Raw genomic sequence first — 18,761 nt, 5'->3', positions numbered from 1 at the left:
TGTCCGAGCCGGGCGGGACGGACTACAGACCGACCTCGCGCATCAGCATGCCGACCTCGGTGTTGGTCAGGCGGCGCAGCCAGCCGGACTTCTGGTCGCCCAGCTCGATCGGCCCGAAGGCGGTGCGCACGAGCTTGTCGACGGGGAAGCCAGCCTCCGCCAGCATGCGGCGGACGATGTGCTTGCGGCCCTCGTGCAGGGTCACCTCGACCAGGTAGTTCTTGCCGACCTGATCCAGGACGCGGAAGTTGTCGGCGCGGGCGTAGCCGTCCTCCAGCTCGATGCCGTCCTTGAGGCGCTTGCCGATGTCCCGGGGCAGGGAGCCGGTGATGGCGGCGACGTAGGTCTTCTGCACGCCGTACTTGGGGTGCGTGAGGCGGTGGGCCAGCTCGCCGTGGTTGGTGAGCAGGATGATGCCCTCGGTCTCGGTGTCGAGCCGGCCGACGTGGAACAGCCGCGTCTCGCGGTTGGTCACGTAGTCGCCGAGGCACTGGCGGCCGTCCGGGTCCTCCATGGTGGAGACGACGCCGGCGGGCTTGTTCAGCGCGAAGAACAGGTACGACTGGGTGGCGACGGTCAGGCCGTCCACCTTGATCTCGTCCTTCGGCTGGACGCGCTTGCCCTGCTCCAGCACGATCTCGCCGTTGACCTCGACGCGCGCCTGCTCGATGAGCTCCTCGCACGCGCGGCGCGAGCCCATGCCGGCGCGGGCGAGCACCTTCTGCAGACGCTCGCCCTCCTCCTCGGCGCCCGGGAAGGTCTTCGGGGTCTTGACGACCGGCTTGTCCGCGTACCGGTCGCGCACGCGCTCCTCGATCCGCGCGTCCAGCTCGCGGGGGCGCGACTGGCCGCTGCGGCTGCCGGGACCGCGGCGCGGGCCGCCGGCCCCGCCGATGCCGGGGGTCTTGGAGGGCTTGGGGCCGCCCTTGGCACCACCGCGTGCGGCCGCGCCGCGCGCACCGCCCCGGGCGCCGTCGGAGGCGCCGCGGGCGCCGCCACCGCCCGCCTTGGGGCCGCTGCGGCCCGAACGCTCGCCCTCGGGGCCGACGTCGTAGCGCCGCTCCTCGGGGCGGGGGTTGCGCGGACGCTGGGGCGCCTGGTCGCGGTCACGGTCGCGGGAACCGCCCGCGCCCGAGCCCGAGCCGCCACCGCGGTAGCCGCCACCGCTGCCGGAGCCGCCGCCGCGGTAGCCACCGCCCGCGCCGGAGCCGGCGCCGCGGGAGTTTCCGCGCCCGCCACCACCGCCGCCGCTGCTGTTCCTGTTGCCGCCGCCGTTGCCGTTACCGCTGCTTCGCATCAAAGTTCCGTCGTCTTGTCGTCTTCATCGGTATCCGGTGCATCCGGATCGAACGACGGAACACCCTCTTGCGTCTCGGCTTCGATCGCGTCCGCCTCGGGGAGGAAGGGCGCGAGCTCCGGGAGCTCGTCCAGGCCGCGCAGGCCCATCCGCTCCAGAAAGTAGTTCGTCGTCCTGTACAGGATCGCACCTGTTTCGGGTTCCGTCCCCGCCTCGGCCACCAGACCGCGCTGGAGCAGGGTCCGCATGACCCCGTCGCAGTTGACCCCGCGGACCGCCGAGACCCGCGAGCGGCTCACCGGCTGGCGGTACGCGACGATGGCCAGGGTCTCCAAAGCCGCCTGGGTGAGACGGGCCTGCTGGCCGTCCAGGACGAAGGCCTCGACCGCCGGGGCGTACGCGGCCCGGCTGTAGAACCGCCAGCCGCCGGCGACCGGGCGCAGCTCGAATCCGCGCCGCTGGACGGTGTACTCGTCGGCGAGCTCGCGCAGGGCGTCCGCCACCTCGCGCGGGCTGCGCTCCAGCACCTTGGCCAGGTGCTCCTCGGTCGCGGGCTCGTCCACGACCATGAGGACGGCCTCCAGGGCGCCCTTGAGCGCGAGCCCGGCCACGTCGGCCGTCTTCTCGGCCACGCCGGTCCCCTCGGCCACCTCGGTCATTCCTTCGCCTCCACGATCTGGTCGAACTCGTCGGTCACCGTCGGCATGCCGTCGCCGTCCCCGCCGCTCCAGCGCACCATGAGCGCCCCGAGGGCCTGCTCCTGGTCGAGGACCACCGCCTTCTCGCGGTAGAGCTCCAGCAGGGCCAGGAAGCGCGCGACGACGGTGAGGGTGTCCGGGGCGCCCTCGGTGAGCTCCTGGAAGGTGGCCTCGCCGCGGGCCTTGAGCAGGGCGACGACCAGACCGGCCTGCTCGCGGACGCTGACGAGCGGGGCGTGGATGTGCTCGACGTACACCTGTGGCTCGGCGCGCGGCCGCATGGCCTGTACGGCGAGCCGGGCGAAGCCGTCGGCGCCGATGCTGATGACGACCTCGGGCAGCAGCTCGGCGTGGTGGGGCTCCAGGCCCACGGTACGGGGGTACCGCTTTCCCTCCTGCCGGGTCCAGTCCTGGAAGAGCGCGGCGACCTGTTTGTACGCCCGGTACTGGAGCAGCCGGGCGAAGAGCAGGTCCCTGGCTTCGAGCAGGGCGAGGTCGGCCTCGTCCTCGACCTCGGCGGCCGGGAGCAGGCGGGCGGCCTTGAGGTCGAGGAGGGTCGCGGCGACGACGAGGAACTCGCTGGTCTGGTCGAGGTCCCAGTCGGGGCCCATGGCCCGGATGTACGCCATGAACTCGTCGGTGACCTGGGAGAGGGCGACCTCGGTGACGTCGAGCTTGTGCCGGGAGATCAGCTGGAGCAGCAGGTCGAACGGCCCCTCGAAATTGGCCAGCCGCAACGTGAACCGCCGCTCCCCGGCGCCGGAGGGACCGGGGCGGTGGTCGGTGCGGTCCGGGTCGGTGCGGTCCGGCGCCACCGCCGCCGTGGCCGGTGCCGCCGTGGCCGGTGCCGCCGTGGCCGGTGCCGCCGTGGCCGGTGCCGCCGTGGCCGGTGCCGCCGTGGCCGGTGCCGCCGAGCCGAAGGGGCCGGCATCCGGGACCGCAACCACCGGGGCCGCTTGCCCGGTGAACCCCCGCTCGGCCCCACCCGCGACCGGGGGGCCATCCGGGCGACGGACGCCGTCAGGCGCTTCCGCCGCCACCGCGCCACGGGCTCCGGCGGCCTGAGCCACCGGAGCTTCGTGATCCCGGGGCCCGTGGCCCTGCACGGCCACCGCGCCGGGAACCCCCGCACCGGGGGCCGCCGAGCCAAAGCCGCCGGCGGGGGAACCGGGACGGTGGACGTGTTCGGCGCCGAGGGGCGCGGAGTCCTGGTGCGCCGGGGTGACGGGCCCGGCGTCCGGAGCCTGCGGGGTGGCGGTGCCGGCCGCCTCCGGCTCGCGCGGGCCGCGGCCCTCGGCCTCGGCGCCGTCCGCCCCGTGAGCGGCCGGGGCAGCGGCCTGCGGGCCGCGTCCCAGGCTGCGACGGGGCGGGCGGCCGGGTTCGGCGGGAAAGGGCATCGGGATCCAGGTTCGGGTGGTACGGAGACGACCGTGCCAGCAGCCTAACCACCGGCCCGCCCCCTCCCGCCGACCGGCGCAACCCGATCCCCCGCGTCGGACACGGAGCGGCGGTCGCCCCGGGTAATGCCCCGCCCGGCCGGGGCCGGGCACCGACCGCCCGGCCGAAGCCGGCCCGCCGGCGCACGCCCAGCCGCGCAGACCGGACAACGCCAGAGTGCGGACGATGGGGCCCGGCCCCACATGCGCCGGGGCGGGAGCGGGAGGGCAGCGGTGGCCGGCCGCGTGTACGGACACCGGCGGCGGGGCGTTGCCTGGTCCTGTGGCCGGGAAGGTCACCAGGGCCCGGTTCCCCAGCTCCCCCCGGACTCCGTCCGGGGGCGGTGGCCGGGGGACGGGGTGCCGTGCCGGGCGCCGCGACCGGGGGTGCCTCTGGGGGGCCCCGGACGGAGTCCGGGGGAGGTAGCCGGAGGAGGACCTATCCGGCCCCGGTCCGTCGGACACCCCTGGCCGGAGCGGGGGTGCGGCCGGGCCGCGCACGGGGGCTAGCGGCCGGGGCCAGGCGGGGGCGGTGGCGTGCGCGCCGCCCGGGGCGGCTCAGCGGCCGCGCAGGCGGCGGACCAGGATGCTGGCGTCGCCGCGCGACTCCAGGTCGGCCAGGACCACCGCCACCGCCTCGCGGACGATGCGGCCGCGGTCGACCGCCAGGCCGTGCTCCCCGCGCAGCACCAGCCGGGCGTGTTCCAGGTCCATGAGCTCCTCCGCGGAGACGTAGACCGTGATCTTCTCGTCGTGCCGTTCGCGCCCGCTGGGGCGCCGGTTCGCGCCCCGGCCCTGCCCCTTGCCCGGCCGGGGCGAGGACGCCCCGGCGGCGGTGGCAGAACCTTCCTGCGGGCGCCGCTGCGGGCCCACCGCCGGTTCCCCGGCCTCCCGGCCGCCCCGGCCCTCCTCCGGCGAAGGCGCCGGCAGGGGCGACGGTGACTGCGAGGGCGCGCCGTTCGCCGCCGGCTCCTCCACCCCCCGCCTCGGCGAGGACGACTGGAGCGCCATCCCCCCGGTCGTACGGAACAGTTCGTCGGCTCCGGGCAGACTCACTCGGCGGGACACCGGGCGAGCACCTCCCTGGCCAGCTGGCGGTAGGCGGCGGCACCGACGGAGTTGGAGGCGTACGTGGTGATCGGCTCACCGGCGACCGTGGTCTCCGGGAAGCGCACCGTGCGGCCGATGACCGTGTGGTAGACGTGGTCGTCGAACGCCTCGACGACGCGCGCCAGCACCTCACGGCTGTGCACCGTACGCGAGTCGTACATCGTGGCGAGGATGCCGTCGAGCTCCAGCTCGGGGTTGAGCCGCTCCTGCACCTTCTCGATCGTCTCGGTCAGCAGCGCCACACCGCGCAGCGCGAAGAACTCGCACTCCAGCGGCACGATGACCTTGTGAGCCGCCGTCAGGGCGTTCACGGTCAGCAGGCCGAGCGAGGGCTGACAGTCGATCACGATGTAGTCGTAGTCCTGCATCAGCGGCTTGAGCGCCCGCTGGAGGGTCGACTCGCGCGCGACCTCGCTGACCAACTGCACTTCTGCCGCGGACAGGTCGATGTTGCTCGGCAGCAGGTCCATGTTGGGAACGGCCGTCTTGAGCAGCACCTCGTCGGCCGACATGCCCCGCTCCATGAGCAGGTTGTAGACCGTCAGGTCGAGTTCCATCGGGTTGACACCGAGGCCCACGGACAGCGCGCCCTGCGGGTCGAAGTCGACGAGCAGCACGCGGCGCCCGTACTCGGCGAGCGCGGCGCCCAGATTGATGGTCGACGTGGTCTTGCCCACGCCGCCCTTCTGGTTGCACATCGCGATGATCTTCGCGGGACCGTGGTCGGTCAGCGGGCCCGGGATCGGGAAGTACGGCAGCGGCCGTCCGGTCGGGCCGATCCGCTCGCGGCGCTGGCGGGCAGCGTCGGGGGCGAGAGTGGCCGCGTACTCGGGGTCGGGCTCGTACTCCGCGTCGGGGTCGTAGAAGTGCCCTTCGGGCACCTTGTCGTAGTCGGCGAATCCCACGGGCTGTTCGCCGCTCGGGTCGCCGGCCCTGGAGTTCACGTCTAGGCCGTCCATGCTCTTTTGGGGCGTCGTCATGTGCTGGTGGTTTGCGAAGGTGCGGACTGCGACGGAGCCGACAGCCTCGGCCCTGGCGGGACCTCGGCCCCGCTCTGGCGTTCCTGCTCGACCACCCCCAGGAGCAAATGTCGACTCATTCACAAGTCGTCTTACCTCCTCGGACGTGACCAGGACACTTATCGATAGGTCAGCGTGGCACCATGCCGACGGTTGGCGACTCTATGGCGTGTCACCACTCAGCGGCAACACAATCCGCCGGACCCGCCGCGTTGTGTCGGCAAGCGAACACCACTCTGTCAAGGGCGTACGAGCTGTCACTGCGAAGTTTCGCGGGTGCGCGAAAGGGTTAAAGGGTTACGTTCGAGGCGAGTTGAACGGCGTCCCCGCGCACCGCGCAAACACCTCCGGCCGGACCTTGCGGGCAAGGTCCGGCCGGAGACGTGAGATTGACGTCAGTCGTTGACGGGTCAGCCGAGCAGCGTGTTCAGCGGCAGGGTCTCGAGGCCGTGAGCCTCGGCGACGGGACCGTAAACAACCTTGCCGTCATGGGTGTTGAGGCCCAGCGCGAGCGCCGGGTCACGACGCAGCGCCTCGACCCAGCCGAGGTTCGCGAGCTGCACGATGTACGGCAGGGTCGCGTTCGTGAGGGCGTAGGTGGAGGTGTTCGGCACGGCGCCCGGCATGTTGGCGACGCAGTAGAAGACCGAGTTGTGGACCTGGAAGGTCGGCTCGGCGTGGGTGGTCGGACGCGAGTCCTCGAAGCAGCCGCCCTGGTCGATCGCAATGTCGACAAGGACACTTCCGGGCTTCATCTTGGCGACGAGCTCGTTGGTGACCAGCTTGGGGGCCTTCGCACCCGGGATCAGCACCGCGCCGATGACCAGGTCGGCCTCGATGACGGCCTTCTCCAGCTCGTAGGCGTTGGAGACGATCGTCTTGATCTTCGTGCCGAAGATCTTGTCGGCCTCGCGGAGCTTGTTGATGTCCTTGTCGAGCAGGGTCACGTGGAAGCCCATGCCGATGGCGATCTGCGCGGCGTTCCAGCCGGAGACGCCGCCGCCGATGACCACGCACTCGCCGGCGTGGGTGCCGGGGACGCCGCCGGGGAGCACGCCGCGGCCGCCGGCCGAGCGCATCAGGTGGTAGGCGCCGACCTGCGGGGCCAGCCGGCCCGCGACCTCGGACATCGGGGCGAGCAGCGGGAGCGCGCGGTTCGCGAGCTCGACCGTCTCGTACGCGATGGCGGTGGTGCCGGACTCCAGCAGGGCGTCCGTGCACTCGCGGGAGGCCGCCAGGTGCAGGTAGGTGAAGAGGGTCTGGTCCTTGCGGAGGCGGTGGTACTCCTCCGCGATCGGCTCCTTGACCTTCAGCAGCAGGTCAGCGGTCTGCCAGACCTCGTCGGCGGTACCGAGGATCTCGGCGCCCGCGGCGACGTACTCGGCGTCCGTGATCGAGGAGCCGACACCGGCGTTCTGCTCGACGAAGACCTGGTGGCCGTTACGGACGAGCTCGTGGACACCGGCGGGGGTGATGGCCACGCGGAACTCGTTGTTCTTGACCTCGCGGGGGATGCCGACCTTCATCGTCGATCACGGTCCTTGGCTCAGGGGATATTTCGGGGCACTTCCATACATACCCGCCCACAAGAACGCGCAACGGGATGCACCACGAGATGACGTGGTGAAGCCAGTCTAATGAAGGATGAGTCGCTGTCTAGCCTTGCAAACAAATAATCTCAGTCGGAATCACTGCGGATTTCGCAGGCTGCGGGGTCGTCTCCCAGCAATCTGTCGGCTGCGGACCGGTGCAGCCGCGCGGCCGCCGGGTCGCCCAGCCGGTCGAGCGTGTCGGCCAGTCGCACCTGGAGGGCGGCCTGGAGCCGCAGGTCTCCCGCCTTGCGCGCCAGCTCGACGGCCTGACGGCAGGTGTGCAGCGATTCCGCGGGCCGGCCGGCGTACTCCTGGATGCGCGCCATCTCGCTCAACGCCTTTGCCTGGCCGGGGACATCGGCCAGTCTCCGGTACCCCGCGGCCGCCGCCCGCCAGCTGCGCAGCGCGTCCCCGTACCGGCCCGCGTAGGTGTGTACGTTGCCCAGCCGTCCGTACAGCCGCGCCTCGTCCGCGCGCTCCCCCCGGGCGAGTGCCTGGGACAGGGCCCGGCCGAACCAGTCGCAGGCCCGGTGCCAGTCCGCCAGCTCCTGGTACGCACCGCCTACGGATTCCATCGCGCGGCCCGTCGCGTAGGGGTCGTTCGCCGCCTTTCCGGCGTCCAGCGCGGCCCGGTAGCGCTCCAGCGCCTCGTGGGTGCGGCCCGTCTCGGCGTCCAGATCGGCCAGGTTCAGCAGCGCCGCGGCCCGCTCCCGGTGCAGCCCGCGGCGCTCGGCGACGCCGAGGACCAGGCGGTGCAGCCCGTACAGCTCGGGCGCGGCGGCGGTGGTGCCGCGGTGCTCGGCCAGGGCCCGGACGAGGGCGGCGACCAGCCGCCGGGCGAGGGTGTCGAGCTCCCCGTCCGCCACCGCGAGGGAGGCCGACGCGGTCAGGGCGGGCAGCCGGGTGTCCAGCCAGGTCGCCGCCGCGCGCCGGTCGGGGAAGCGCAGCGCGCGCGGCAGCCCGTCCAGCCGCTCCCGTACGTGTTCCTCGTCGTCCGCGGCCATGGCCCGGCAGGAGCCCAGCAGCCGCACGGTCCGCTCCAGCATCCGGGCCCGGGCCAGCTGCACTTCGGCGGGCCGCTCCCTGGCCTCCAGCAGCGCCCGCAGCAGTGGTGCGAGGCAGCCGGGCAGCAGGAACAGCCCGTCCTGCGCGTGCCGTACGAGGCCCAGCCCGGCGAAGTCCTCCAGGGTGGACTGAGCCGCGGCGACGGAACAGCCGGCGAGGGCGGAGGCGGTGTGCGAGTCGACGATGCCGGCGGGCGCGAGCGGAAGCAGCCGCAGGGTGCGCTGGGCGGGCTGCGGCAGGGACTCGTAGACGAGCCGGAAGGCGCGGCCGAGCGGCCCATCGGTGCCGGGCGGCATGTCGTGGAGCTGCTTGGCCACGTCGGCGACGGAGGCCTGCGGATGTGCGGCGAGCCAGCCGCCGGCCAGGCTGAGCGCGGCGGGCTGCCCCCCGCACTCCTGGGCGAGGGCCTCGGCGGCGAGCGGGTCGACGGTGATCCGGGTGTCGCGGATGCCACCGGCGAGCATCTTGACCGCCGAGGGGGTGTCGAGCCCGCCGAGGGTGCAGGGGCGGACATCCGGAATCCCGGTGAGCGGCCCCTCGGCGGTGACGACCACCAGGCATTCGGGGGTGTCGGGCAGCAGCGCGTCGACTTGGTGCGGGTCGGCGGCGTCGTCCACGAGCAGGACGGCCCGCTTGCCCTTGAGGGCGGTGCGCAGGGCGGAGCTGAGGTCGTCTTCGCAGGCGCCGGGCGGGGTGGGCCGCCCCAGCCCCTCCAGCAGGGTGCGCACCGCCCGTTCGGTGGCGACGGTTCCGCCGCCGGGCAGGGTGAGCCGTACTCTCAGCAGCCCGTCGGGGTACTGGTCGCGGACCTCCCGTACCAACTCCTCGGCCAGTGCCGTGCGTCCCGAGCCCGGACGTCCGGCGATGAGGAGCACCCGCGCGCGGGGGGCCTTGGCCTTGCGGCCCGAGAGGGTGTCGAGTCCGGTCCGCGCGATGTCCTCGCGCAGCTCCTTGAGCTCACGCCGCCGCCCGACGAAATCCGTCACGGATCCGCTCCTCTCCCTGCCTTAGGGTTGCCGAGCGTAGTTCACGCAGAGCGACGGTCCGTGTCGAGCGCGGCGGGTGGATCGCCCGATCGGATCAGCCGATCGTCACATCAGCAGCCCGTCCGGCCCAGCGGCCACCTCCTACGCCACGTACGGCCGGGCCGGCCAGGGCGCCAGGGCCGGGCGCAGGGAGTCGGTCCCGCCTTCGCGGGCGAGGGCCGCGGACAGCGCGAGGACCCCGGTGACCAGGCCGGGGTTGCCGAGTTCGCCGGCGAGCACGCCCCGCACCAGCTCCTCCAGCGGGACCCGGGCCAGCTCCATGTCGGCCTCCTCCTCGGACGCCGCGAAGCGCTCCCCCGGGGCCTGGGCGAGGTCCCGCGCGAGGAAGATCCGGATCGCCTCGTCGGACCCGCCGGGGGTGGCGAAGAAGTCGACCAGTACCCGCCAGTCCCGGGCCTCGACGTGCGCCTCCTCGTAGAGCTCGCGCTGCGCCGCGTGCAGCGGGTTCTCGCCGGGCACGTCCAGCAGTCCGGCGGGCAGCTCCCACAGCTTGTGCCGCACCGGGTGCCGGTACTGCTTGAGGACCAGGACGCGCTGCTCCCCGTCGAGCGCGAGTACGCACACCGAGCCGGGGTGCACCTGGTAGTCGCGGCGGACCACCGCCCGGTCCGGCATCCGCACCTGCTCCGAGCGGACCGCCGTCTTCGCGCCCTGGAACGGGGTCCGCGAGGCGACGACCTCCCAGGACTCCGGTGTGTCCGCGATGCCGATGCCGGTGTCGATGCCGTTGTCGTTGCCCATGGTCATCCCCATGCCCAGTACCTTCCGGAGAAACGCGACAGCCGGGGCACGATCGCGTGCCCCGGCTGCCTACGTTATGCGCTTACGCGATCACTTCGCCGACTGCTGGCGCTCCACCGCGGCCTTGATCAGGCCCGCGAACAGCGGGTGCGGCCGGGTCGGGCGGGAGCGGAGCTCCGGGTGGGCCTGCGTGGCCACCAGGTAGGGGTGGACCTCGCGCGGGTACTCGACGTACTCGACGAGCTTGTTGTCCGGGGAGGTGCCCGAGAAGACCAGGCCGGCCTTCTTCTCCAGCTCGCCGCGGTAGGCGTTGTTCACCTCGTAGCGGTGGCGGTGGCGCTCGTCCACGTACGCCTGGTCGCCGTAGACCTCGCGCACGATCGAGCCCTCGGTGAGCTTCGCCGGGTACATGCCCAGGCGCATGGTGCCGCCCAGGTCGCCCGCACCCTCGACGAAGGCCAGCTGCTCCTCCATGGTGGAGATGACCGGGTGCGGGGTGGAGGCGTCGAACTCGGTGGAGTTCGCGTCCTCGATGCCCGCCAGGTTGCGCGCGGCCTCGATGACCACGCACTGCAGACCCAGGCACAGGCCCAGCAGCGGGATCTTGTGCTCGCGGGCGTAGGTGATCGCGCCGACCTTGCCGTTGACGCCCCGGTCGCCGAAGCCGCCGGGCACGCAGATCGCGTCGACGTCGCCCAGCTGCGCGGCGGCGTCCTCCGGCGTCTTGCAGTCGTCGGAGGTGACCCACTTGATCTGGACGCGGGCCCGGTTGGCGAAGCCGCCGGCGCGCAGCGCCTCCGTCACCGACAGGTAGGCGTCGGGCAGGTCGATGTACTTGCCGACGAGCGCGACCTTGACCTCGTGGTCGGGGTTGTGGACCCGGTCCAGCAGGTCCTCCCACACCGTCCAGTCGACGTCGCGGAAGGGCAGGTCGAGCTTGCGGACGACGTAGGCGTCCAGGCCCTCGGTGTGCAGCACCTTGGGGATGTCGTAGATCGACTTGGCGTCGATCGCGGCCACGACCGCGGCCTCGTCGACGTCGCACATCAGCGAGATCTTGCGCTTGATGGACGTCGGCACCTCGCGGTCGGCGCGCAGCACGATCGCGTCGGGCTGGATGCCGATGTTGCGCAGCGCCGCGACCGAGTGCTGGGTCGGCTTGGTCTTCAGCTCGCCGGACGGGCCGATGTAGGGGAGCAGCGAGATGTGCACGACGAAGACGTTGTCGCGGCCGACCTCGTGGCGGACCTGGCGGACGGTCTCCAGGAACGGCAGCGACTCGATGTCGCCGACCGTGCCGCCGACCTCGGTGATGACCACGTCGACGTCGTCGGTCGCCATCCGCCGGATGCGGTGCTTGATCTCGTTGGTGATGTGCGGGATGACCTGCACGGTGTCGCCGAGGTACTCGCCGCGCCGCTCCTTGGCGATGACCTGCGAGTAGACCTGGCCGGTGGTGACGTTGGCCGAGCCGTCGAGATCGACGTCGAGGAACCGCTCGTAGTGGCCGATGTCCAGGTCGGTCTCGGCGCCGTCGTTGGTGACGAACACCTCGCCGTGCTGGAAGGGGTTCATCGTGCCCGGGTCGACGTTCAGGTACGGGTCGAGCTTCTGCATCGTGACCCGCAGGCCGCGCGCCTTCAGCAGCGCACCCAGGCTGGAGGCCGTCAGGCCCTTGCCGAGGGACGAAGCGACACCCCCGGTGACGAAGATGTGCTTGGTCGTCATGGCTGTGCTGTTTCGAAAAGCAGCGGGCGGCATAGCCAAGAGGGGGCTCCCGTGGTCGCGAGGTGAGGTGCGTCCGGCGCCGATCCGCGGAGATCCGAGGGTCTCTGGGGGCGCCGAAGCTGCGGTTTCGGGGCTCCTGATTCGCACAGGCAGACCACCGGTCCACGGGGTACCAGCCTATCAGCGCCCGGACCCGTCCGCTTCCGGCCACGCCTCCCGGGCCTTCGCCGGAGCCGGCCGGGGCCCGCCGGGCTGGGGTATCCGCCCTGGTCACCCGTTCGGCCGAGTCACATTGTCCCGGGGCTTAAGGAGATCACTAGTGTGCCGTCATATCCTGCTCGAATATCGCTGCACATCGCCGCCGAGCAGTCCGGCATACGGTGTAACCACGCCACATCCGGCAATCTAGGCTCGACGCGGGGATCCCTTCACACAAGTGACCGCGCATCCGCGCATTGCAAGCGCCCTCAGGGGCGGACGTGGCTGTTCGACTGGAGATGCAACGTGTCCGGGCGCATCGAGGATTACGCACTGATCGGCGACATGCAGACCGCGGCTCTGGTCTGCCGGGACGGGGCCGTGGACTGGGCATGCCTGCCACGCTTCGACTCCCATGCTGTCTTCGCGAGCATTCTCGGCACCGAGGAACACGGGTTCTGGCGGGTCGGCCCCGCGGTCCCGTCCGGCACCCCGGCCCCCCGGGCCGACCGCCGGCGCTATCGCGGTGACTCCCTGGTGCTGGAATCGGAGTGGGACACGCCGCGGGGGACCGTGCGCGTCATCGACTTCATGCCGCCCCGCGAGGACCACGCCCCGCAGCTGATCCGCATCGTCGAGGGGGTCAGCGGCCGCGTCCCCATGCGCTCCGCCCTGCGGATGCGCTTCTCCTACGGGCGGATCGTGCCGTGGGTGCACAAGGTGGACGGCCGCACCGTGGCCGTCGCCGGCCCGGACTCGGTCTGGCTGGACACCGACGCGCAGACCTACGGCAAGGACCTGACGACGTACTCCGACTTCACCGTCGGGCCGGGCGACCGGGTGGCCTTCGCCATCAGCTGGCAGCCCTCCCACAAGGGCGCCCCCGAGTGCCCCGACGCCGAGGCGGCCCTGGAGGCCACCGCCGACTTCTGGCGGGGGTGGGTCGAGCACTGCACGTACCACGGCCCCTACCGGGAGGCGGTGGTCCGCTCCCTGATCACGCTCAAGGCGCTGACGTACGCCCCCACGGGCGGGATCGTCGCCGCGCCGACCACCTCCCTTCCGGAGGAGATCGGCGGCGTCCGCAACTGGGACTACCGCTACACCTGGCTGCGGGACGCGGCGATCACCCTCTCCTCGCTGCTGCGCACCGGCTACCGCGACGAGGCTTCGGCCTGGCGGGACTGGCTGCTGCGCGCGGTCGCCGGCGACCCGGAGAACCTGCAGATCATGTACGGGATCGCGGGCGAGCGGGAGCTCGGCGAGACCGAGCTGGACTGGCTGCCGGGCTACGAGAACTCCCGCCCGGTCCGCGTCGGCAACGGCGCCGCCCACCAGCTCCAGCTCGACGTGTACGGCGAGGTCACCGAGGCCCTGCACCTCGGCCACATGACGGGCCTGGCCCGCAACGACTACGCGTCGGTGCTCCAGTTGAAGCTGATCCGCTACCTGGAGACCCACTGGAACGAGCCGGACGAGGGCATCTGGGAGGTGCGCGGGCCGCGCCGCCACTTCGTGCACTCGAAGGTCATGGCGTGGGTCGCGGTGGACCGCACCGTCAAGCTGATCGAGAGCGGGGACGTGGACGGCCCGCTGGAGCGCTGGCGTGAGCTGCGCGACGAGATCCACGCCGACGTGTGCGAGAAGGGCTACGACAAGGAGCGCAACACCTTCACCCAGTCCTACGGGTCGAAGGAACTGGACGCCTCCCTGCTGCTGATCCCGCAGATGGGCTTCCTGCCGCCCGACGACAAGCGGGTCATCGGCACCATCGAGGCGATCCAGCGCGAGCTGTCCACCCAGGACGGTTTCATCCTGCGCTACCCGACCGCCGGCGAGGACGCCGGTGTCGACGGCCTGGAGGGCGACGAGGGGGCGTTCCTGGCCTGCTCGTTCTGGATGGCCGACGACCTCGCGATGATCGGCCGGGTCGACGAGGCCCGCAGGCTCTTCGAGAAGCTGCTGTCGCTGCGCAACGACCTCGGCCTGCTGGCGGAGGAGTGGGACCCCAAGCTCCAGCGGCAGGTGGGCAACTTCCCGCAGGCGTTCAGCCACGTTCCGCTGATCGACACGGCGCTGCGGCTGACGGCGAGCGGGGCGTACGGAGGCTGACGCCGGTCCCGGCGCACTCCGGCGCGCCGGGACGGCGGCCCCCGCCTAGGCTGGAAGGGTTCTTCGCCCGCCACGGAAGGAGGGGTGGGTCATGGCACCCTTCACCAAGGCGGCCACGGCACTTGCCGCGTTCCGCGAGGATCTGGCCGGGGAGGTCTTCGCCCCCGGTGATCCGGGCTACGACCAGGCCCGCACCGTCTTCAACGCGATGATCGACCGGAGGCCGGCCGTCATCGCCCAGTGCGAGAGCGTTTCAGACGTCGTCACCGCCGTGCGTTTCGCGCGGGACCTGGACCTGCACGTCGCGGTGCGCGGCGGCGGCCACAGCGTCGCCGGGATGTCCGTCAACGACGGCGGCGTCGTCATCGACCTGCGCCGGATGCACGAGGTGACGGTCCACCCGGCGGCGAAGGCCGTGCGCGTCGAGGGCGGGGCGACGATGAGCCACCTGGACCGGGCGTGCCAGCCGTACGACCTGGCGACCACCGGCGGCCGGGCGTCCACGACCGGAGTGGGCGGCTTCGTCCTGGGCGGCGGGAGCGGTTGGCTGGACCGGAAGTTCGGGCTGGCCGTGGACAACCTGCTGGGCGCGGAGCTGGTCACCGCGGACGGCAGCGTGGTGGAGGCCACCGCCGACGAGAACCCCGAGCTGTTCTGGGCGCTGCACGGCGGCGGCGGGAACTTCGGCGTCGCCACCTCGCTGACCCTGCGCCTGCACGACCTGCCGGCCGTGTCCATCGCGTTCCTGCTCTACCTGCCCGAGCACGGAGGTGATGTGGTCCGCACGTTCCGGGAGGTCATCGGGGCCGGCCCGGCCGAGGTGAGCGGGGCGGCGCTCTACCTGACCGGGCCGCCCGCGGAGTTCGTCCCGCCGGCCCTGGTCGGCAAGCTGCTGGTGGGCGCGCTGGTGACGTATGCGGGCCCGGAGGAGGAGGTGCGCAAGCTCGCCGAGCCGCTGCTCGCGATCCCGCACGAGGTGGAGATGGTCACGGGGATCCCGTACGCCGATCTCCAGTGCATGCTGGACGACCCGGCGGGCCTGCGGAACTACTGGTCGGCGGAGTACCTGACGGGCCTGCCGGACGAGTTCGTGGACGTCTTCTGCGCGCGCGGGGAAGCCATGCCGGTGCCGACGGGCTCCCAGCACCTGGTCCTGCCGCAGGGCGGCGCGATCGCGGCCGGCCCGCAGGAGTGGCCGGTGCCGTACCGCGACGCGCCCTGGGCCGTGCACCCCTTCGGCATCTGGGAGGACCCGGCCGACGACGAGCGGTGCCGCCAGTGGGTGAAGGACGTCCGCACCGGCGCCCGGCCCTGGAGCACCGGCGCGGTGTACCTCAACTTCACCGGCGACGAGGGACCCGAGCGGGTGGCCGCGGGGCTCGGCACGGAGAACCTGAACCGGCTGGGTGCGGTGAAGCGGCGGTACGACCCGGACAACGTCTTCCGCTTCAACCACAACGTCCAGCCCGCGTAGGCACTACGAGAGAGCGGTGATCACCTCCCGGGCCGCCCGCTCGCCCTCGGTGGCGCCGCCTTCCATGAAGCCCTGGAAGTCGTAGCTGCAGTGCTCGCCGCCGATGTGGACGCGGCCTTGGGCGGTGCCCTCGTACTTGGCGTACCGGTGCAGGTAGCCGGTGGGCCAGTACGAGTAGGCGCCCAGCGAGTAAGGGTTCAGGTGCCAGGCCGAGAGCTGGGCCCGGCCGTTCCACACGGATTTGGTACCGGGGAAGAAGGCGTCGACGCCGGTCAGCACCCGGCCCGCGAGGTCGCGCACGTACGGGTCGGTCTCGGTGGCGAACGGCGAGCCGGGGGTGAGCGCCCCGGCCAGGCTGCCGCCGCCGTACTGGAGCAGGATGCCTCCCGTACCCGGCTGGACCTTGGTGGTGTCCCAGACCTGCTGGACGGGCGAGTCGGTGAAGCAGTCGCCGGCCGAGACGCCGGGCCAGGGGCCGGTGCCGCGCCAGGGGCGGGCGGTGAACTGCATGTTGAGCTTCGTGCAGTAGCCCATGCGGGCGTCGCGCAGCAGGTTCTTCATCAGCGGGTCGAAGCCGGCCCCGGACAGGTCGATCCGCTGGAGGATCGGCAGGGGCAGGCACAGGACGGTGTGGTCGGCGACGACCGTGCGGACGGCCCCGGCGTCGTTGAAGGTCAGCGTCTGGGTGCCGTCGGCCGCCACCTTCACGGCGACCAGTTCGCGCCCCATCACGAGCGAACCGGCCGGCAGCGCCTGGGCGATGGCGTTCGGGAGGCGGTCGTTGCCGCCGGTGATGTGGTAGCGCTCGTTGGACAGGCCCCAGACGTTGAAGTTGCCCGGGTTGGGCTGGTAGCCCATCAACAGGACCAGGGCCAGGGCGGACTGCCGGGTAGTGTCGGCCCCGTACTCGACGTTGTAGGCGACGTCGATGAACCGGCCGAGCTGCGAGGAGTGCCCGCCGGGGACGCGGGTCTCGATCCACTCGTAGAGCGTCATGTCGTCGAGGGCGACGCCGGCGGGGGTGCTGGAGTTCCAGGAGACCTCGCCGGCGTCCTGGAGATCGCGGTGCAGCGCCTGGTAGACGGCCTTGAAGTCCTCGTCGGCCTGGGTGCGCGGGTAGTAGGTGCCGTTGAACCAGAGGATCTCCTCGGCGCCGTTGGGGCCGCCGCCGAGGAAGTCCTCGACGGGCAGGTTGAAGCGCCGGCACAGTTCCAGGATCTTCTTGTGGCTGGTGTCGACCAGCTCACCGCCGATCTCGGAGGTCTGGCCGTACGCCCAGTGCGTGCGCTGGCTGTACATGCGGCCGCCGACCCGGCTCGGGTTGGCTTCGTAGAGCGTGCAGGCGACGCCCGCGTCCTTGAGCGTGAGGGCCGCCGTGAGGCCCGATATGCCGGCGCCGACGACGGCGACGCGGGCCGGTGAGACGGGCGGCTTCGGGGCGGGGGCCGGCTCGGCGGCGGACGCGCCCGCGGCGGAGGCGAGGACGGTTCCGAGACCGAGGGCGGCGGCCCGGCCGAGCAGTTCGCGGCGGCCGAGGCCGCGGACCTCGGCCACGGGCAGGGCGAGCCGGCGGGCGGCCGCGTGCTCGGCGGCGAGCCGGCGGAGTGCGTGCATCTGGGGCGTACGGGCCATGGCGGGGGCTCCTTGTCGGGGGGACGCTGGGGGTGGGCAGAGCCGGTGGGGTCGGGCGCCGGTCAGCGGACGGTCGCGGCGGCCGGGGCGGGCTCCTCGGCCCGTTCGGCGGAGTCCTCCAGCACGACGCGGCCGATGATCTCGTAGCGCTCGGGGGCCTTGAGCTTCAGCCACAGGCCGAGGCCCAGGCCGCCGAAGAAGACGGCGCCGACGATCCAGGGGATGAGGGTGAAGAAGAAGGAGTCGGCGGCGAGCCCGGCGGCGGTCTCCATGTTGACCACCAGCAGGACGACCACGGCGGCCATGGCGATTCCGCCGATCAGCGGCGCCGTGAAGGTCTTGAACCAGTGCCGGTCCTCGGGGTGGTTCTTGCGGAAGTAGCCGATCACCGCGAAGGAACAGAGCGTCTGGACGATGAGGATCGCCATCGTGCCGAGGATCGCGAGCAGCGTGTAGAGGTGGATGTACGGGTCCTGGCCGGTGAGCCAGAACAGCGCGACCAGGGCGGTGGCGATGGCGGTCTGTACGACCGAGGAGATGTACGGCGACCCGTGCTTGACGTGCGTACGGCCCAGGGCGGGGTGCAGGAAGCCCTCCCGGCCGATGGCGTAGAGATACCGCGCGGCGCACTGGTGGAAGGCCATGCCGCAGGCGAACGAGCCGGTGAGCAGCAGCCACTGGAAGGCGTTGACGGCCCAGCCGCCGATGAAGGTCTGGGTCGGTGCGAAGAACAGGTCGAGCGGGCTGGCGGAGGCGGAGAGCTCGACCGATTTGGCCAGGCCGTTGCCCGCGATGGTCATCCAGGAGACGTAGATGTAGAAGAGGCCGACGCCGACGACGGAGATCAGGGTTGCCTTGGGGATCACCCGCTTCGGGTCGCGGGACTCCTCCCCGTACATCGCGGTGGATTCGAAGCCGACCCAGGACCAGAAGGCGAAGAAGAGGCCCAGCCCGGCCGAGGCGCCGGTGAAGGCGTTCTTCGGGTTGACCGGTTCGACGGGGATGCCGTCGGGGCCGCCGCCCGCGATCAGGACGGCGGTGGCGACGGCGAACAGGACTGCGATCTCGGCGACCAGCATCACTCCTAGGGCCTTGGCCGTCAGGTTGATGTCGAAGTGGGCCAGGACGGCGGTGACCGCGAGCATCGCGGCGGCGTAGAGGATCCAGGGCAGGTCGACGCCGAGCTGGTCGTGGACGGTGGTCTTGGCGAAGTAGGAGAACACGCCGACGATCGAGGCCTCGAAGACGATGTAGGCGAGGACGGCGAGCATGCCGGAGGCCATGCCGGCGATCCGGCCGAGGCCGTGTGAGATGTACCCGTAGAAGGCCCCCGCGGCGGTGATCCGCTTGGCCATGGCGACGTAGCCCACGGCGAAGACGGTGAGCACGGCGGTCGCGAAGAGGTAGCCGGCGGGGGCGCCGGTGCCGTTGCCGAAGCCGACCGCGATGGGCAGGTTGCCGGTCATCGCGGTGATCGGCGCGGCGGTGGCGACGGCCATGAACACCACCCCGACCAGGCCGACGGAGTTGGCCTTGAGCCGCTGGACCTGGGGGGCTGCGGCCGCCGCGGGCGGGGTGCCGGTGACATCTCTGCTCATGCCGTCCTCGTTCCT

The 18,761-nt window shown here is 72.0% G+C and carries 13 protein-coding genes; 2 read left to right on the top strand and 11 right to left on the bottom strand.

Features of this window, described 5'->3' with window-relative positions:
• Window positions 1-22: 22 nt before the first annotated feature.
• From ACWGH1_RS15305 to ACWGH1_RS15265, 9 genes are all read right to left on the bottom strand, one after another.
• Complete coding sequence (locus ACWGH1_RS15305; protein WP_453408714.1) at window positions 23-1,297, bottom strand: pseudouridine synthase; 1,275 nt, start codon at window positions 1,295-1,297, stop codon at window positions 23-25.
• Entirely contained in the window at window positions 1,297-1,956 is a 660-nt protein-coding gene (gene scpB, locus ACWGH1_RS15300; protein WP_453357513.1) for an SMC-Scp complex subunit ScpB, read from the bottom strand. The genes ACWGH1_RS15305 and scpB overlap by 1 nt, the downstream gene beginning before the upstream one ends.
• A complete protein-coding gene (locus ACWGH1_RS15295; protein WP_453357514.1) occupies window positions 1,953-2,942 on the bottom strand; it encodes a segregation and condensation protein A in 990 nt (329 codons plus the stop codon). The genes scpB and ACWGH1_RS15295 overlap by 4 nt, the downstream gene beginning before the upstream one ends.
• Window positions 2,943-3,989: 1,047 nt before the next feature.
• On the bottom strand, window positions 3,990-4,499 hold the full coding sequence (locus ACWGH1_RS15290; RefSeq protein WP_453357509.1) for a hypothetical protein: 510 nt from the start codon (window positions 4,497-4,499) through the stop codon (window positions 3,990-3,992).
• Window positions 4,484-5,644, bottom strand: coding sequence for a ParA family protein (locus ACWGH1_RS15285; protein WP_453357508.1), 1,161 nt, complete (start codon window positions 5,642-5,644; stop codon window positions 4,484-4,486). The genes ACWGH1_RS15290 and ACWGH1_RS15285 overlap by 16 nt, the downstream gene beginning before the upstream one ends.
• A 326-nt stretch (window positions 5,645-5,970) precedes the next feature.
• A complete protein-coding gene (gene ald / locus ACWGH1_RS15280; RefSeq protein WP_453354555.1) occupies window positions 5,971-7,086 on the bottom strand; it encodes an alanine dehydrogenase in 1,116 nt (371 codons plus the stop codon).
• A gap of 152 nt (window positions 7,087-7,238) precedes the next feature.
• Window positions 7,239-9,203: an AAA family ATPase gene (locus ACWGH1_RS15275; RefSeq protein WP_453354554.1), complete on the bottom strand. Its 1,965-nt coding sequence runs from the start codon at window positions 9,201-9,203 to the stop codon at window positions 7,239-7,241.
• A 141-nt stretch (window positions 9,204-9,344) separates the two neighbouring features.
• Window positions 9,345-9,974: an NUDIX domain-containing protein gene (locus ACWGH1_RS15270; protein ID WP_453354557.1), complete on the bottom strand. Its 630-nt coding sequence runs from the start codon at window positions 9,972-9,974 to the stop codon at window positions 9,345-9,347.
• A 120-nt stretch (window positions 9,975-10,094) separates the two neighbouring features.
• A complete protein-coding gene (locus tag ACWGH1_RS15265) occupies window positions 10,095-11,765 on the bottom strand; it encodes a CTP synthase (protein WP_453354556.1) in 1,671 nt (556 codons plus the stop codon).
• A 471-nt stretch (window positions 11,766-12,236) separates the two neighbouring features.
• On the opposite strand from ACWGH1_RS15265, the gene ACWGH1_RS15260 reads away from it, so the two are divergent.
• Both ACWGH1_RS15260 and ACWGH1_RS15255 read left to right on the top strand, forming a co-directional pair.
• Window positions 12,237-14,042, top strand: coding sequence for a glycoside hydrolase family 15 protein (locus ACWGH1_RS15260; protein WP_453354553.1), 1,806 nt, complete (start codon window positions 12,237-12,239; stop codon window positions 14,040-14,042).
• Between the two features lie 91 nt (window positions 14,043-14,133).
• On the top strand, window positions 14,134-15,516 hold the full coding sequence (locus ACWGH1_RS15255; protein WP_453357061.1) for an FAD-binding oxidoreductase: 1,383 nt from the start codon (window positions 14,134-14,136) through the stop codon (window positions 15,514-15,516).
• 3 nt (window positions 15,517-15,519) lie between these two features.
• Here the strand turns inward: ACWGH1_RS15255 and ACWGH1_RS15250 are convergent, their stop codons facing one another.
• The gene (locus ACWGH1_RS15250; protein ID WP_453408713.1) at window positions 15,520-17,148 is read right to left on the bottom strand and encodes a flavin monoamine oxidase family protein; all 1,629 of its coding nucleotides are present in this window, start codon (window positions 17,146-17,148) and stop codon (window positions 15,520-15,522) included.
• A gap of 62 nt (window positions 17,149-17,210) precedes the next feature.
• Entirely contained in the window at window positions 17,211-18,746 is a 1,536-nt protein-coding gene (locus ACWGH1_RS15245) for an APC family permease (RefSeq protein WP_453356736.1), read from the bottom strand.
• Window positions 18,747-18,761: the final 15 nt, after the last annotated feature.

It is taken from the genome of Streptomyces sp. NPDC054883 (assembly GCF_053610645.1).
This window is presented reverse-complemented; position numbering and strand designations above follow the sequence as displayed.

Bases quoted from the DNA above. Each gene is read 5' to 3' on its own strand.
- scpB (WP_453357513.1), bottom strand. From the start codon at position 1,956: ATGACCGAGGTGGCCGAGGGGACCGGCGTGGCCGAGAAGACGGCCGAC.
- ACWGH1_RS15305 (WP_453408714.1), bottom strand. From the start codon at position 1,297: ATGCGAAGCAGCGGTAACGGCAACGGCGGCGGCAACAGGAACAGCAGC.
- ACWGH1_RS15255 (WP_453357061.1), top strand. From the start codon at position 14,134: ATGGCACCCTTCACCAAGGCGGCCACGGCACTTGCCGCGTTCCGCGAG.
- ACWGH1_RS15245 (WP_453356736.1), bottom strand. From the start codon at position 18,746: ATGAGCAGAGATGTCACCGGCACCCCGCCCGCGGCGGCCGCAGCCCCC.
- ald (WP_453354555.1), bottom strand. From the start codon at position 7,086: ATGAAGGTCGGCATCCCCCGCGAGGTCAAGAACAACGAGTTCCGCGTG.
- ACWGH1_RS15265 (WP_453354556.1), bottom strand. From the start codon at position 11,765: ATGCCGCCCGCTGCTTTTCGAAACAGCACAGCCATGACGACCAAGCAC.
- ACWGH1_RS15250 (WP_453408713.1), bottom strand. From the start codon at position 17,148: ATGGCCCGTACGCCCCAGATGCACGCACTCCGCCGGCTCGCCGCCGAG.